Annotated in this window: 7 protein-coding genes; 5 read left to right on the forward strand and 2 right to left on the reverse strand. The window is 67.2% G+C overall.

The genetic code is table 11. The features are described 5' to 3' along the window. Nucleotides 1-48 precede the first annotated feature (48 nt). The 3 genes from ACT89H_RS10145 to ACT89H_RS10155 all read left to right on the forward strand — a co-directional run bounded on the left by ACT89H_RS10145 (nt 49) and on the right by ACT89H_RS10155 (nt 9029). Nucleotides 49-3840 (forward strand): ABC transporter ATP-binding protein, encoded by a 3792-nt coding sequence (locus ACT89H_RS10145; protein WP_445108307.1) that lies wholly within the window; start codon nt 49-51, stop codon nt 3838-3840. 104 nt (nt 3841-3944) lie between these two features. After that, a complete protein-coding gene (locus tag ACT89H_RS10150; RefSeq protein ID WP_445108308.1) occupies nt 3945-7748 on the forward strand; it encodes a multifunctional oxoglutarate decarboxylase/oxoglutarate dehydrogenase thiamine pyrophosphate-binding subunit/dihydrolipoyllysine-residue succinyltransferase subunit in 3804 nt (1267 codons plus the stop codon). 366 nt (nt 7749-8114) lie between these two features. Continuing rightward, nucleotides 8115-9029: an NAD(P)-dependent oxidoreductase gene (locus tag ACT89H_RS10155; RefSeq protein ID WP_445108309.1), complete on the forward strand. Its 915-nt coding sequence runs from the start codon at nt 8115-8117 to the stop codon at nt 9027-9029. Here the strand turns inward: ACT89H_RS10155 and ACT89H_RS10160 are convergent. Then, on the reverse strand, nt 9022-10260 hold the full coding sequence (locus tag ACT89H_RS10160) for a B12-binding domain-containing radical SAM protein (RefSeq protein ID WP_445108310.1): 1239 nt from the start codon (nt 10258-10260) through the stop codon (nt 9022-9024). The two genes, ACT89H_RS10155 and ACT89H_RS10160, sit on opposite strands and share 8 nt — an antisense overlap. A 354-nt stretch (nt 10261-10614) precedes the next feature. On the opposite strand from ACT89H_RS10160, the gene ACT89H_RS10165 reads away from it, so the two are divergent. Next, on the forward strand, nt 10615-14673 hold the full coding sequence (locus tag ACT89H_RS10165; RefSeq protein ID WP_445108311.1) for a trypsin-like peptidase domain-containing protein: 4059 nt from the start codon (nt 10615-10617) through the stop codon (nt 14671-14673). Here ACT89H_RS10165 and ACT89H_RS10170 read toward each other — a convergent pair. Next, complete coding sequence (locus tag ACT89H_RS10170) at nt 14612-15499, reverse strand: hypothetical protein (protein ID WP_445108312.1); 888 nt, start codon at nt 15497-15499, stop codon at nt 14612-14614. The two genes, ACT89H_RS10165 and ACT89H_RS10170, sit on opposite strands and share 62 nt — an antisense overlap. On the opposite strand from ACT89H_RS10170, the gene ACT89H_RS10175 reads away from it, so the two are divergent. Next, nucleotides 15479-15766 (forward strand): CU044_2847 family protein, encoded by a 288-nt coding sequence (locus ACT89H_RS10175; RefSeq protein ID WP_445108313.1) that lies wholly within the window; start codon nt 15479-15481, stop codon nt 15764-15766. The two genes, ACT89H_RS10170 and ACT89H_RS10175, sit on opposite strands and share 21 nt — an antisense overlap. Nucleotides 15767-15791 lie beyond the last annotated feature (25 nt).

Here is a 15791-nt window from a genome sequence, read left to right on the forward strand (position 1 = left end):
GAGCGTCCGCGGGGAACAACGACTTGTCGGCCGGTGTCGGTACCGTCGATGACGAATCCGGTACGACGAAGGGGGCGAGCGAACGACGTGGACGGGGGAAGCAGTCCGGGCTGGATACGCAGGCTGTGGGCCGAATGCCTACCGCACCGCGCGGTGCTGGGCGGCCTGGCCGCGGCGGTGCTGGGCGGGGCGGTCGTCGAGACCGCGGGGCCATTGCTGACCAAGCGGGCCGTCGACGCGGCCGGGATCGGTGACACGGCGACGATCAGCGTTGTCGCCGGGTTGATCCTGGTAGTGGCCGTAAGCCGGTCCGGAGCCGGGTTCTGGCGGCGCTGGCTGGCCGGGCGGCTGTCCCTGGACGTGCAGCACGCGCTGCGAGTGCGGCTGCTCGGCGCACTACAGCGACTCGACGGCGTCGGGCAGGACACCCTGCGCACCGGGCAAGTGGTGTCGCGATCGATCACCGATCTGCGGCTCGTCCAAGGCCTGCTGGCGATGGTGCCGCTGTCGAGCATGGCGCTGCTGGAATTCGGGCTAGCCGCCGCGGTCATGATCTGGCTGTCCCCGCCGCTGGCCGCCGTCGCGCTGCTGGTGGTGCCCGCGGTCGGCCTGGTGGTCTACCGCGTGCGGCCGCGCCTGCACGCGGCGACCTGGTCCGCGCAGCAGCGCGCCGCCGATCTGGCCCAGCACGTCGAAGAGACGGTCACCGGGGTGCGGGTGGTCAAGGGCTTCGGCCAGGAAGCACGGATGGTCGATCTGCTGGAGCGGCACGGTCGCACGCTGTTCGCGGAGCGGATGCGCGCCGCGCGGATCGACGCGGGTTTCGCGCCGACCATCGCGGCGATCCCACAGCTCGGGATGGTCGCGGTCATCGCGCTCGGCGGACTGCTCGCGCTGCACGGCAGCATCGGCATCGGCACCTTCGTCGCGTTCGCCGCCTACGTCGCCGTGATGACCGGCACCGCGCGCATCCTCTCCTCGGTGATCGTGATGGCGCAGCTGACCAGAGCGGCGGCCGAGCGGGTTTTCCAAGTGATCGACACCGCGCCGGTCATCGCCGATCCCGAGCGTCCGGTCGAGCTGCCGGACGGCCCGCTCGGCATCGAGATCGACGCGCTGAGTTTCGGATTCGATCCCGATCGACCGGTGCTGCGCGAACTGGACCTGCGCGTACGGCCCGGTGAGACAGTGGCGGTCATCGGCCCGGCGGGCTCGGGCAAGTCCACGCTCGCCCTGCTGCTGCCACGGTTCTACGCGCCGGACGCGGGCCGGATCCGGCTGTTCACCGACGCCACCGCGTCACACGCGGGCGCGGTCGACGCCGCGACTTCGCCTGCCGGGACGCCAACCGCCGTCGACATCGCCGATGTGCGCGCCGCCGACCTGCGCGCCGCCATCGGCGTCGTCTTCGACGATCCGTTCCTGTTCTCCGACACCATCGCGGCCAATATCGCGCTCGGGCGACCGGACGCCACCGACGAGCAGATCAGGCAGGCGGCCGTGCAGGCCGCGGCGGACGACTTCATCGCCGAACTGCCCGACGGCTACGACACGGTGGTCGGCGAGCGCGGCCTCACCCTCTCCGGCGGCCAGCGGCAGCGGATCGCGCTGGCCAGGACGCTGCTGGCCCGTCCGCGCATCCTGGTGCTCGACGACGCGACCTCCGCGGTGGACGCGGTGACCGAGGCCGCGATCTTCGACGCGCTGCCCGATCAGGGCGGACGGACGACGCTGATCCTCGCGCACCGGGAGTCGACGCTCGCCCACGCCGATCGCGTGATCCGGCTGCCCGCGCCCGCCGGGCACCCCGCTCCCGAGCCGGACGCGACCTCGGCCCCGGACCGGCGAGTCGGCGACGGCGCCGCCGGTCGGCGCTTCGGCGCCGCGGCGGCCGACATCAGCGAGACGCCCGAACTACGCCGGACCATCGCGCAGCTGCCGCCCGCCACCGAGCAGCCGGGAATCGACACCGAACGCGTTCGCGACCCCGATCCGCGTTTCCGGCTGACCCGCCTGCTGCGCCCTGTCCGCGGGCTGGTGCTGACCGTGATGGCGCTGCTGGCCGCGGACGCGGTGATCGCCATCGCGTTCCCGCCGCTGGTGCGCTACGCGATCGACGGCGGTGTGCTCGGCGCCGACGCCGCCGCGCTGGTCCGCGCGACGCTGCTGGGCGCGGCCCTGGCCGCGGCGGGACTGGCGGTCGGCGCGGCCACCACGGTGCTCACCGCGCGCACCGGGGAACGGGTGCTGTTCGCCCTGCGGGTGCGCAGTTTCGCGCATCTGCAACGGCTCGGCCTCGACTACTACGAGCGCGAGCTGTCCGGGCGGATCATGACGCGGATGACCACCGACGTCGACGCGTTGTCGACCTTCCTGCAGACCGGCGTCGCCACCAGCCTGGTCGGGCTGCTGACGCTGGTCGGCATCACGGTCGCGCTGCTGGTCATCGATGTGTCGCTGGCTCTGGTCGTGCTGGCGACCGTGCCCGCCCTCGCGATCGCGACGGTGCTGTTCCGGCGGGTCTCCTCCACCGCCTACACCGTGTCGCGGGAACACGTGTCGGCGGTCAACGCGGATTTCCAGGAGAACGTCACGGGCCTGCGCGCGGTGCAGGCGAACCGGCACGAGCCGCGCGCCGCCCGCCGCTTCGCGGAGTACTCGCAGCGCTACCGCAACAGCCGGTTGCGGGCGCAGCGGGCGATCGCGCTGTACTTCGCGTTCGTCGTCGGATGGGCGGACATCGCGTTGGGGGCGGTGGTGTTCTTCGGTGCGCGCGAGGTCGCCACCGGCGCGACCAGCGCGGGCACGCTGGTCGCGTTCGTGCTGTATCTCGAGCTGCTGTTCGTGCCGATCCTGCAATTGTCCCAGGTCTTCGACAATTACCAGCAGGCCAGGGTCGGGTTGCGCCGGATCGGTGACCTGCTGCGCACCCCCTCCTCGATCGCCGCCGACCCGGCCGACCCGGTCCCCATCGGATCCGGGCTGCGCGGTGAGGTGGCGTTCGACGACGTCCGCTTCCACTACCCGGGCAGTCAGCTTCCCGCGCTGGACGGCGTCTCGCTGCGTGTTCCGGCGGGCTCCACCCTGGCCCTGGTCGGTCCGACCGGCGCGGGCAAGTCGACCGTCGTCAAGTTGCTCGCTCGGCTGTACGACCTGCCCGCGGACTCCGGCGATCGCACGCGGCCACGGGAGCCCGTCGCCGCGCCCGAAGGAAGCGCTTCGGGCGCGATCCGGGTGGACGACGTCGATGTGCGCCACTACCGCCTCGCCGACTATCGCTCCCGGCTGGGCATCGTCCCCCAGGAAGCTCACCTGTTCAGCGGGGATGTGGCGAGCAACATTGCATTCGGGAAACCATCCGCGACGCTGGAGGAGATCGCCGCGGCGGCCGCGGCGGTGGGCGCGACCGAGATGATCGCCGGCCTCCCGCTCGGCATGAACCAGCCGGTCGGCGAGCGCGGCCGCGGCCTGTCGGCCGGGCAGCGGCAGCTGATCGCGCTGGCCCGCGCCGAACTGGTCGCTCCTGACTTGCTGCTGCTCGACGAGGCCACCGCGACGCTCGACCCGGACACCGAGGCATCGGTGCTGGCAGCCAGCCGATCACTGAGCCGCGACCGCACCACGGTGATCGTCGCGCACCGGCTCGGCACCGCCGCGCGCGCCGATCGGATCGCGGTGGTCGACCATGGGCGAATCGTGGAATTCGGCGAGCACGCGGAGCTGATCGTGGCGGGCGGGCCCTATGCTCGACTCTGGGCGGCGGCGCAGGCGGCGGAGGGAATATTCTCGGGTGACGCCGGGTCATCACCAATAGGGTCGGGGGTGTCGGGTGGTCAGTGAATCGGCCGATTTGCTGCTGGGCCTATCCTCAGATAGGGCGCATCGGCGCGCAACGCTGATACCCGTGCCGGGCACGTCACAAACGTCGCAGCGCGAAGAACGAAATGAGGCGAACACCTGCTGTGAGCAGCTCAACATCCCAGTTCGGACAGAACCAGTGGCTAGTCGACGAGATGTATCAGAAGTTCAAGCAAGATCCATCCTCGGTCGACGAGAGCTGGCACGAATTTCTGGCCGACTACACGCCTGACGCGAGTGGCGACTCCGGCAACAGCCAGTCCGCCCCGGCGCCCGCGCAGGCTGCCGCTCCCACACCGGCGCCGACGGCCGCCAAGCCCGCCGCCCCGCGCAACGACGCCAAGCCTGCCGCCCCCGCGGCCCCGATAGCGCCCGCCCCGGCTGCCGCCAAGCCCGCGGCGGCCGCGGCCAAACCGGCCGCTGTGACCACACGCACACCACAGACCACCCCGGCGCCGACGTCCAATGCCGCGCCGACCTCCGGCCCGAAGCAGGCCGACACCGCCGCCGACGAGTCCAAGGTGCTGCGCGGCGCCGCCGCCGCGGTGGCGAAGAACATGTCCGCCTCGCTGAGCATCCCCACCGCGACCAGCGTGCGCGCCATCCCGGCGAAACTGATGATCGACAACCGCCTGGTCATCAACAACCACCTCGCTCGCACGAGGGGCGGCAAGATCTCCTTCACCCACCTGCTCGGCTACGCCATCGTGCAGGCGGTGAAGGCGTTCCCGAACATGAACCGGCACTACGCCGAGATCGACGGCAAGCCCAACGCCGTCACCCCCGCGCACACCAACCTCGGCCTGGCCATCGACCTCCCCGGTAAGGACGGCAGCCGTTCGCTGGTCGTCGCGGCCATCAAGGGCTGCGAGGCGATGACCTTCGGGCAGTTCCACACCGCCTACGAGGACATCGTCCGCCGGGCCCGCGACGGCAAGCTCACCGCCGAGGACTTCTCCGGCGTCACCATCTCGCTGACCAACCCGGGCACCATCGGCACCGTGCACTCGGTGCCCCGCCTGATGAACGGTCAGGGCGCGATCATCGGCGCGGGCGCGATGGAGTACCCCGCCGAGTTCCAGGGCATGAGCGACGAGCGCATCGCCGATCTGGGCGTCGGCAAGCTGATGACGCTCACCTCCACCTACGACCACCGCATCATCCAGGGCGCGGAGTCCGGTGACTTCCTGCGCACCATCCACCAGCTGCTCATCGCCGACGAGTTCTACGACGAGATCTTCCACGGTCTCGGCGTGCCGTACGAGCCGATCCGCTGGCGCAAGGACGTCCGCGAACGCGGTGTCGACAAGAGCGCGCGCGTGCTGGAGATGATCGCGGCCTACCGCAACCGCGGCCACCTGATGGCCGACACCGACCCGCTGCGGCTGGTCAAGGACAAGTTCCGCAGCCACCCGGACCTGGACGTCACCCAGCACGGCCTGACCCTGTGGGACCTGGACCGCACCTTCAATGTGGCGGGCTTCCACGGCCAGGACCAGATGAAGCTGCGCGACGTGCTGTCGGTTCTGCGCGACGCCTACGTCCGCCACGTCGGCGTGGAGTACACCCATATCCTCGAACCCGAGCAGTTGCAGTGGATCCAGGAACGGGTCGAGCAGAAGCACGCGAAGCCGACGGTCGCGCAACAGAAGTACATCCTGAACCGGCTGAACGCCGCGGAGGCCTTCGAGACCTTCCTGCAGACCAAGTACGTCGGGCAGAAGCGCTTCTCGCTGGAGGGCGCCGAGGCCGTCATCCCGATGATGGACGCGGTGATCGACCAGTGCGCCGAGCACAGCCTCGACGAGGTCGTCATCGGCATGCCGCACCGCGGCAGGCTCAACGTGCTGGCCAACATCGTGGGCAAGCCCTACTCGAAGATCTTCACCGAGTTCGAGGGCAACATGAACCCAGCCGCCACCCACGGCTCCGGCGACGTGAAGTACCACCTCGGCGCGCAGGGCACCTACCTGCAGATGTTCGGTGACAACGAGATCGAGGTCTCGCTCACCGCCAACCCCTCGCACCTGGAGGCGGTCGACCCGGTGCTCGAGGGCTTGGTCCGCGCCAAGCAGGACCTGCTGGACAAGGGCGACGGCCCGGAGGGCTTCTCGGTCGTTCCGCTGATGCTGCACGGTGACGCCGCGTTCGCCGGTCAAGGCGTGGTCGCCGAGACGCTGAACCTGTCGGGTCTGCGCGGCTACCGGGTCGGCGGCACCATCCACATCGTGGTGAACAACCAGATCGGCTTCACCACCGCTCCGGAGAACAGCCGCTCCACCGAGTACTCCACCGACATCGCGAAGTTCATCGGCGCGCCGATCTTCCACGTCAACGGCGACGACCCGGAGGCGTGCGACTGGGTGGCGCGCCTGGCGGTCGACTTCCGGCAGAAGTTCCGCAAGGACGTCGTCATCGACATGATCTGCTACCGCCGTCGCGGCCACAACGAGGGCGACGACCCGTCGATGACCCAGCCGTACATGTACGACGTCATCGACACCAAGCGCTCGGTCCGCAAGGCGTACACCGAGAGCCTGATCGGCCGTGGCGACATCTCGCTGAAAGAGGCCGAGGACGCGCTGCGCGACTACCAGGGCCAGCTGGAGCGGGTGTTCAACGAGGTCCGTGAGCTGGAGAAGTACTCGCCGGGGCCGAGCGAGTCGGTCGAGGGCGACCAGCCGGTGCCCGCGTCTGTCGTGACGGCGGTGGACAAGTCGATCCTGCAGCGCATCGGCGACGCGTTCCTCGACGTGCCCGACGGCTTCAACGTGCATCCGCGCGTCAAGCCGGTGCTGGAGAAGCGCCGCGAGATGGCCTACGAGGGCAAGGTCGACTGGGCCTTCGCCGAGCTGCTCGCGTTCGGCACGCTGATCGACGAGGGTCGCGCGGTGCGCCTGACCGGTCAGGACTCCCGCCGCGGCACGTTCACCCAGCGGCACGCGGTGATCATCGACCGCAAGACCGCCGAGGAGTACACCCCGCTGCACAACATCGGCAGCGAGAATCCGGGCTGGTTCGCCGTGCACGACTCGGCGCTGAGCGAATACGCCGCCGTCGGCTTCGAATACGGCTACTCGCTGGGCAACCCCAACGCGCTGGTGTTGTGGGAGGCGCAGTTCGGTGACTTCGTCAACGGCGCGCAGTCGATCATCGACGAGTTCATCTCCTCCGGTGAGGCCAAGTGGGGCCAGCTCTCCGACGTCGTGCTGCTGCTGCCGCACGGCCATGAGGGCCAGGGCCCGGACCACACTTCCGGCCGCATCGAGCGCTTCCTCCAGCTGTGCGCGGAAGGCTCGATGACCGTCGCGGTGCCGTCCACCCCGGCGAACTACTTCCACCTGCTGCGCCGCCACGCGCTCGACGGCATCCGCCGCCCGCTGATCGTCTTCACCCCGAAGTCGATGCTGCGCAACAAGGCCGTGGTCTCCGACCTGAAGGACTTCACCGAGAGCAAGTTCCGCTCGGTGTTCGACGAGCCCGCCTACGAGCAGGGCATCGGCGACCGCGACAAGGTCAAGCGGGTCCTGATGACCAGCGGCAAGCTGTACTACGAACTCGCCGCCGAGAAGGCCAAGCAGAAGCGCGAAGACGTCGCTATCGTGCGGATCGAGCAGCTCTACCCGCTGCCCACCCGCCGCCTCAACGAGGCCCTGGAGGGCTACCCCAACGCCACCGATCTGGCGTGGGTCCAGGAGGAACCGGCCAACCAGGGCGCCTGGCCCTTCTTCGGCCTCAACCTCCCCGAAACCCTCCCGGCCCGCTTCGCCGACAGGCGCCTGCGCCGCATCTCCCGCCGCGCGATGTCGGCCCCGTCCTCGGGGTCGAGCAAGGTGCACGCGGTGGAGCAGGCGGAGATCATCGCGGAGGCGTTCGAACCGACGGTGTAATTCCCTGAACCGATACCGGGCCGAATCACTCTCTCGCACAGAGTGATTCGGCCCGGCTCGCGTTTCACGCAGGTATGTCCGCGCGGGGCGGTGACAGCCTCGAGCCGCGTCCAGGTCAGAGGGTGATGACGGTGGCGCGCACACTGAGCCGGCGCTGCGCGGCACCGAAACAGAACACCTCGATGTCGCGTCTCGTGATCGGCGGCGACCTCGTTCATGCGTTGCGGGAGCCGCGTGCCGATGATGAGGTCGTCGGAGCTGTCATGGAAGATGTGGATCACGGTCTTCGGTCGGGTCGTGCGATCGTAGAATCCGAGCAGAGTGACCGTCCGGATGCGGCATGTGGCGGTCATGGAAGGAGCGCCGGTGACGCTGACGATATGGGTACCGTTCGCGGACTTGACGCTCCCGCCGGATGTCGATCGCGACCGAGTCGGTGTGTTCACCGACAGCAGCGGCGCTCCGGGGCCGGCCGGTGCGGTCGAGTTCTGGGCACTGCCCCACCCGGTCGCCTCGAGTTCGGCAGCGATGCTCGCCGATATGCCCAACCTCCGTGTTCTGCAACTGATTTCCTCAGGTGTCGACCACGTGCTGCCATACCTGCCGCCGGGCGTGGCAGTGCACAACGCTCCGCACCTTCGCGCCGAATCCACTGCGGAGGCGGCCGTTTCCCTGATCCTGGCCTCGCTCAACAACATGTCCGACTGGTTCGCGCTGCAGCGGCGGAAACAGTGGGAGTGGTTGCCGCCCAGGCGCTGCCTGACCGGCAAAACGGTGCTGCTCGTCGGCTATGGCGCTGTCGGGCAGCAGATCCGTCGGATGCTGTCCGGGTTCGACGTCGATGTGGTTGTGGTGGCCCAGCATCCACGACCGGGAATCGCCAGCGCCGAACAACTGGACACGCTTGTGCCGACTGCCGATGTGGTGGTGCTGGCTCTGCCGCTGACCGAGCGGACGCGGCATCTGTTCGGTCGCGAGCAGATCGGCAACATGAAGGACGGCGCGCTGTTGGTCAATGTGTCGCGTGGGGAGATCGTGGACACCGCCGCGCTCCTGCACGCCCTGTCCACGACCCGAATTACCGCCGCTCTCGATGTGACCGACCCGGAGCCGCTGCCCGACGGTCATCCGCTGTGGAGCGCACCGGGCCTGCTCATCAGTCCACATGTCGGTGGAAACCCGTTGCACATCGAGGTCGCGGCGCGCGCCTTTCTCACCGAACAAATCGACCGTTTCGTATCCGGCCGAGAGCTGGAGTTCCCGGTTTCGCTCGCTACGTGATCGGTGACCGGTCGGGGCCGTATATCAATCGCAGGTATTCACCGTAGTGCGCTCGGTCCAGCAGAAAGCTCTTTCTGTCGAATGCACTCAGATCGCCGCCGTCGAGATCGGCGCCGTCATTTTCCAGACCGTCCGCGGCGCCCTGTGGCGAGTACATCGTCGGGCGGATTCGAGCACCGAGTTCGGTGACGAAATCTATGGTGCGCCGGATATCATCGGGCCTTTGCCCCGGCAAGCCCAGCATGATATACGCCTTGACTGCTATCCCGGATTCGACGAGCATACGGATCGCCAAGGCCATCTGCGACTCTCGTATCCCCTTTTTTATCGCCGACAACGCCGGACCCAACGTCTCGATTCCGAGCCCGACCATCGAGCAGCCCGAAGCGGACATCGCCTCCACGAGCTCCCGATCGAGCCTGTCCACACGCGTGGTGCAACGCCAGTCGACGTCCACGCCCCGCTGTCTCAGGTGCTCGAAGAATTCCATGCACCAGCGCCGGTCCAACGTGAAGGTCGGCGAATAGAGCTGCCAGTGCGTATAGCGTTGATTCTGCTCGATGTACTCGGCCAGCGATTCGGGGTTTCGGCGACGATCCGGTCGGCCCTCGAGTTCCGGTGTGGCACAGAAGGTACAGCGATACGGGCAGCCGCGTGAGGCCGTGACCGCGACTGTCAACGGCTGTTGCTTCATCGTGTAGATCCGGGCGATATCGGCCATGGGCATCTCATCCAGCGGCGGAAACGCCCAGTCGTGTTCAGCGACGAACTCCACCGCACCGGAGGGCTCGTCCCATCGGCCGCTGGAACATACGGCTATGTTGCTCGAAGTCGTTCGAACTCCTGACATCAGATCGAGGAACTGACGGAGCTGAGCGTCGTGGTCCCCTCTGCACCCGATCGCGTCGACCGGCAGGCTCCGCGTCTGCCGTGGAAAACACACTGTCGCCGGACCGTATACGAGAATCTTCGTCTCCGGATCCATGTGCTTGAAGCGATCCACGAATTCTTCGACGTCCGGGAACATCTGTGGTTCACAGTAAATGGCTACGGCATCGTATCCGGTCGCGAACTCATCGAGGACCTGCCCCTTCAGCATGTTCAACAGCCCCGCGTCGACTATCTTGGTTTCCGGGTAGCGATTTCGCAAGTAGACGCCCGCCTCCCACAGCCTCTGAAATCGATGGTGGAGGGTGTAGCCGAATGGCAGAACCGGTGGGTGAAGGACCATAGTTCGCATGGGACCCCTTGACGCAGATGGATCGTCCAGTGCTCGAAATCCGGTGGTGTGGGCTCGACCTCGCTCGGCCCCGATGAATTTCAGCCGTGGCACCAGATCACGCGCCGACCGACACCAGGGTAGCCCGTTCGGGGCACGCTGACATGCGGAATCGATACCACCGATACCTCTACCCGCGCGGGTAGCGCACCCGGGATACCTCGAACAGGGCCGACCTGGGTCCCCCGACGGCAGGCAAGACGTAAGCTCGAAGTGGGGACTCGCCGGGGACACCGAGAACTCGCACCAGCGCTAGCGCGAGTCGGCGGCGGGCCGTCGTAGTGCACGATGAACCGGAGGAGCGACGTGTCCGCGATCAATCCCACCGGCGAACGGCACGCCCCTCCGCATACGCCCGGCTACCTCGGCCGGGTGCTGGACGATGACGGATGTGCCACCGGCACATGCTTTCAGACCGCACCCGGCGTCCTGGTCACCGCGTGGCACGTGCTGGATAATCTCGGTCGCGGCGAGGTAGGCGCTACCGTCACGGTCGATGCCCTGAACGGCACGCACGGCACACTCCGGGCAGTGGTCGTCGCCACCGATTCCGCGCATGACCTGGCGGTACTGCGATCCGACGGCGCTCTGCCCCAATCCGCCACGGGCTGGACCGCTTCGGATCACGTCCCACTCAACGAACCGGTGGTCGTGACAGGTGTTTCGCAGGTCGATGATCCCGGGCACAGTTACCGGCAACTGGACGCACCCGGCACCTGGGCGGGGCAGACCGTTCGGGACACGGCGGTGCGGTTGGGACGAGTCAACTCCACCTCGGTCATGCCGGGCATGAGCGGCGGCCCTGTTCGTTCGATTTCCAGCGACCACGTTGTCGGCGTGGTTTCCGGACGCTACAACAGCGTCGACAACTGGCTGGTTCATTCGGTGTGGGTCGCACGCACCGAGGACGCGCGCAGGCTGCTCGACGAGGTGGCGCCCGGCGAATGGACTATCGGCGGGATCGGCTGGGTCTACTCGGGAGGACAAGGCAGGCACCACTTCCAGCGGTACGCACTCGGCCGGCGGCATCCCGCGTGGCGGGGCGATCTGTATACCGGTCGCCGGCAGGCGATTCGACGCATCGTCGACCACTGCGCTTTCGATGACGGCCCGAAGCCGCCGCTTGTCGTGACAGGCCATCCGGGGTCCGGTAAGTCCAGTGTCCTTGCCCGAGCACTTCGAACTCTCGCGAGCGACCACCAGTGCGGTGTCGCGGTGCACGCGCGCGACGCCGGCAGCGCCGACATCGTGAGTGGAGTCGCCGAAGCGTGCCGGATCTCCGCGAGCAGCGGCGCGCAACTCGTCCACCGGCTGGCCGAAGCGCCCCCGCGCGGCCTGGTCGTCCTCGTCGACGCGCTCGATGAGATGCGCACCGCGCAGGATCGCGACGAGTCCGCGCAACTACTGAGCGAGTTGTCCTCCTTCCACGGCATCAGGGTCGTCGTATCCACCCGTGCGCTGGCGACCGAACGTCATGCCGACGCAGCGTCCTGGCGGCGCTCCGATCTGGTTCGACGCCTGACCGCCGACACCGTCGGTGACCACAGCGTCATCGATCTGGACAGCGACGAATACTTCGCACCTGACGACCTGACCGATCTGATCGAACGAATACTGGCAGGCGAAGGGATCACGCACTCGCCCACCGCATCCGCGGCGTGGCGTGCTTACCAGACCGATCAGCGACTGCGCCATGCTGTCGCGCGGATGGTCCAGCGCAGCGCCGGGCGCAACTACCTCGCCGCGGTCATGACCGCCGGAATCCTCGCCAGCGACGCCGAGGCCATGTCGCCGTTGTTGAATATGACTGCTGGACAAGCTCTTCCGAGCGGTGTCGGTGACATCTTGGACAAGGTGCTGCTCCGCTTGACCGACGCCGACCGAACCCGGGTCGGTGGCCTGCTGGTCGCGTTGTCCTACGGGCGGGGCAGCGGATTGACCGACGCGCGGTGGATCTCCTTCGCACACGCTCTCGGTTGGAGTCATCTGGACTCGGCCGACATCGAGGAGTTGCGACGCAGCTCGATCGCCGACTACCTGCTCGAACGGGTCGAGAAGGACGGACGTCTGCTGACCGGCCTGTTCCATCGCTCACTATCCGACCACCTGCTCGGCACCCGGGATGCCGTGCGAGATGAGGGGCGCCTGTGCGACACCTTGCTCCGCGAGGCGCGGGAAACATCCTGGAAAGACGGCTATATCCGACGGTTCCTGCCATCGCATGTGCTGGTCGCGGGGCGGAGCGAAGAATTCTTGTCCGATCCGCATTTCGTCACCCGCTGCTATCCGTCATCGGTCTGGCCTGTCGCGATGGCGGTGCGCACCGCACGAGGCACCGACCCGGCTGCGGTATTGCGTCTCGCATTGCCTTTCATGGAAAGCGCGATCGGATACAACGCGTTGACGCTCGAGGTCACGGCCCGAACGCAGGGCTCGGACCGGTTCGCCGACGCTATTCGCGCGGTCAGTTCCTACGAACATGTGGCGCTGGAATGCGTAGAAGCTTTCCCGAGCCAAGTACCGGCCCAAGTTTTCGTCCGGCACAGCGGCAGCGTGCGTGCCGTCGCCGCGCTTGCCCGGCCCGGGAACCGGTCACCGGTCGTGGTCACTACTTCGAACGACGGCACCGCCCGCGTCTGGGACCCCTACGACCCCCAACTCACCCAACTCGCCGTCTTCCACGGCCACACCGACTGGGTCGGCGGCGTCACCACACTCCCCTGGCCCGACCGCGACCACCACGTCATCGTCACCACCTCCGGCGACGGCACCGCCCGCATCTGGGACCCCCACCAACCCGGCACACCCGAACTCGCCATCTTCCACGGCCACACCGACTGGGTCGGCGGCGTCACCACACTCCCCTGGCCCGACCGCGACCACCACGTCATCGTCACCACCTCCGGCGACGGCACCGCCCGCGTCTGGGACCCCCACGACCCCCAACTCACCCAACTCGCCGTCTTCGACCGCCACACCGACTGGGTCGGCGGCGTCACCACACTCCCCTGGCCAGACCGCCAACATCACGTCATCGTCACCACCTCCGGCGACGGCACCGCCCGCATCTGGGACCCCTACCAACCAGAAACACCGGAACTGGTGACATATCGCGGGCACCGGGGCCGCGTTCGCGGAGTGACAGTCCTTACCAGCGGCCCGGAGCCCGTCTGCGTCACGAGTTCCGATGACGGCACCGTCCAGATCTGGGCGCCACACGCGGATTCGCCGCAGACGGTCACAACCTACGATGCGCATGCCGGCGGGGTGCACGCCGCTGTCCACGTGTCGTCGGGCACGTCAGCGGAAATGATGGTCTCGGTCGGCAGCGATTACAAGGCCCACGTGTGGGATCTCGACCAGGGAGTTCCGCAGCGTCGCAGCGCGAGGGGTCATAACGGTCGCGTGCGTTCGGCAGCGTTCCTCCCCAACTCCGGCCCGGACAGCGACCTGCTCATCACCACGTCCAACGACGCCACGGCTCGTATCTGGCAGATCGAGGAAGGAAAGGCCAAGCAGTTAGGGCTTTTCAGCCGCCACACCGACTGGGTGCGCCACCTCGATCTCCTGCCATGGCCCGGACGGGCGAACCCGGTCGCCGTCACCGCCGGCGGCGACGGCGCCATCCGCATCTGGGATCCGATGCACCTCGAAGACGGTGAGCTGATGCGGCTCGACCATTATCAGCAACCGGTCCGCACCGTCCGCACCGTAAACTTCCGCGAATTCCCGCTTCCGCTGCTGCTCACCTCATCGGCCGACCATACTGTTCGCCTGATCAACCCCTACGGCTTCGGCGACAACGAGATTCTGGTACTTCAGCACCCCGATATCGTGCGATGCGCGATCACCGTCCCCGCCGCGGACGGTCGTGCACTCATCGCGGCGGCAACGGGCAATGAAGTCTACGTATGGGATGTGTGGAAAGACCGCGAATATCCCCTCGGTGTCTTCGCTGGTCACACCGACTGGGTCCGCGACCTCACAGCGATCGAGGTCGGCGGTGGGACCAGAGTGTGTTCGGTCGGCAACGACGCCACGGTCAGACTGTGGAATCCCATGCGCCCCGATGACAGGGATCATCAGCTCGGCGTGGGTCACACCGACTGGATCTGGGGAGTCGCCGGCGCCGAAGTCGACTCCGGGCACGTGGTCATCACGGCCTCGTCGGATGGGACCGCACGATTCTGGCAACCGCGATACCACGAACTCGTAGAGACACACCGGCTGCCGCTCACGGCCAGCGGCCTATCCGCACATGTCCACCACGACCGGCTGGTGATCACCACGAATCGTGGCTTCATCATCTATCGGCTCGGCCGCGACCTCGGCTGTGCGACGCCACCTGCCGTACCACCCGATTGAACTCCACCGGATTCGCGCGTTCGAGCTCGTCCAGTCGATCGTGGCGTCCGATCAGCACGGCATCCACTGCGGCGGAGAGGTATTCCTGGCATCGCGCGATACCGAGCTCGACTTCATTTTTCTTCGACCCCAAGAACAGGCAAGAGTTGTCGATGACGATATCGAACAGCGAATAGTCGGGACTGTACACAGCGCCGAATGTTTCGGCGACGCGAACCACATCCTCCAGGTCTTTTCGGTCGATACCGACCGCGCATTGCGGGATGGACGGAGCATCCGGTCCCAACGAGACTGCGCACTTACGAGCGCGCGAGAGCAAGTCGGACTCGAGCCAGACGCGAACGACACCGTCGAGATCGAATGCCCACGGCAAGAAACGCGCATCGAAGACGGTATCGTCTTCCGACGCCGCACGAGATACCAGGTACTGATCGAGATCGGTGTCCACGTTCGCCGCCGACCGGCGCCGGGCGACTTCGTCATACCGATGGAACCACAGATGGCTTTCATCCTGGACGTCGAATCCGAGACGTTCCAGCAAAAGACCTGCGGCCCACACAGTCTGATACCCCAAGGAATCGGCAAGAAGCCGAGCGTGCGTGGTCTTACCCGCCGCAGTGTATCCAGCGATCATGATGTGTGCCACGACGGTATCTCCTGACCGCGATCCGGAAGGCCGGACCCGGCCGGCGATACTCCACTCCGGATGCATCCGTTCGGCTAACATAGCATCAGCAGAACCGTTGCGGGAGAAGAGGTTGCGATGACGGGACGGGTCGTTCCGATGAAATTCGCCGGGCTCGACGTGCTGGTGGAGACCGTCCAACTACCAGGATCGCAGCAGACCTCCGCTGTCGACCGAGCGACCGAGCGAGTCGGCGACGCCTTCGACAGCGCCCGCGACGTCATTGTCGCGGCTGCGTCCGCGACACTCGACGCGATCGAAGAAATGGGGCGACGCTCCATTCGACCCGACCAAGTAGAGGTCGAATTCGGTGTATCCATCACAGCCAAGGCCGACATCGTGATCGCGGGCGCCTCGGCCAATGCCGCCCTGAAGGTCAGACTAGTCTACAAAAACACAACCAACTGACCAGAACACTCGAAAGTGGCGGATC

The sequence above is a fragment of the Nocardia aegles genome, assembly GCF_052545135.1.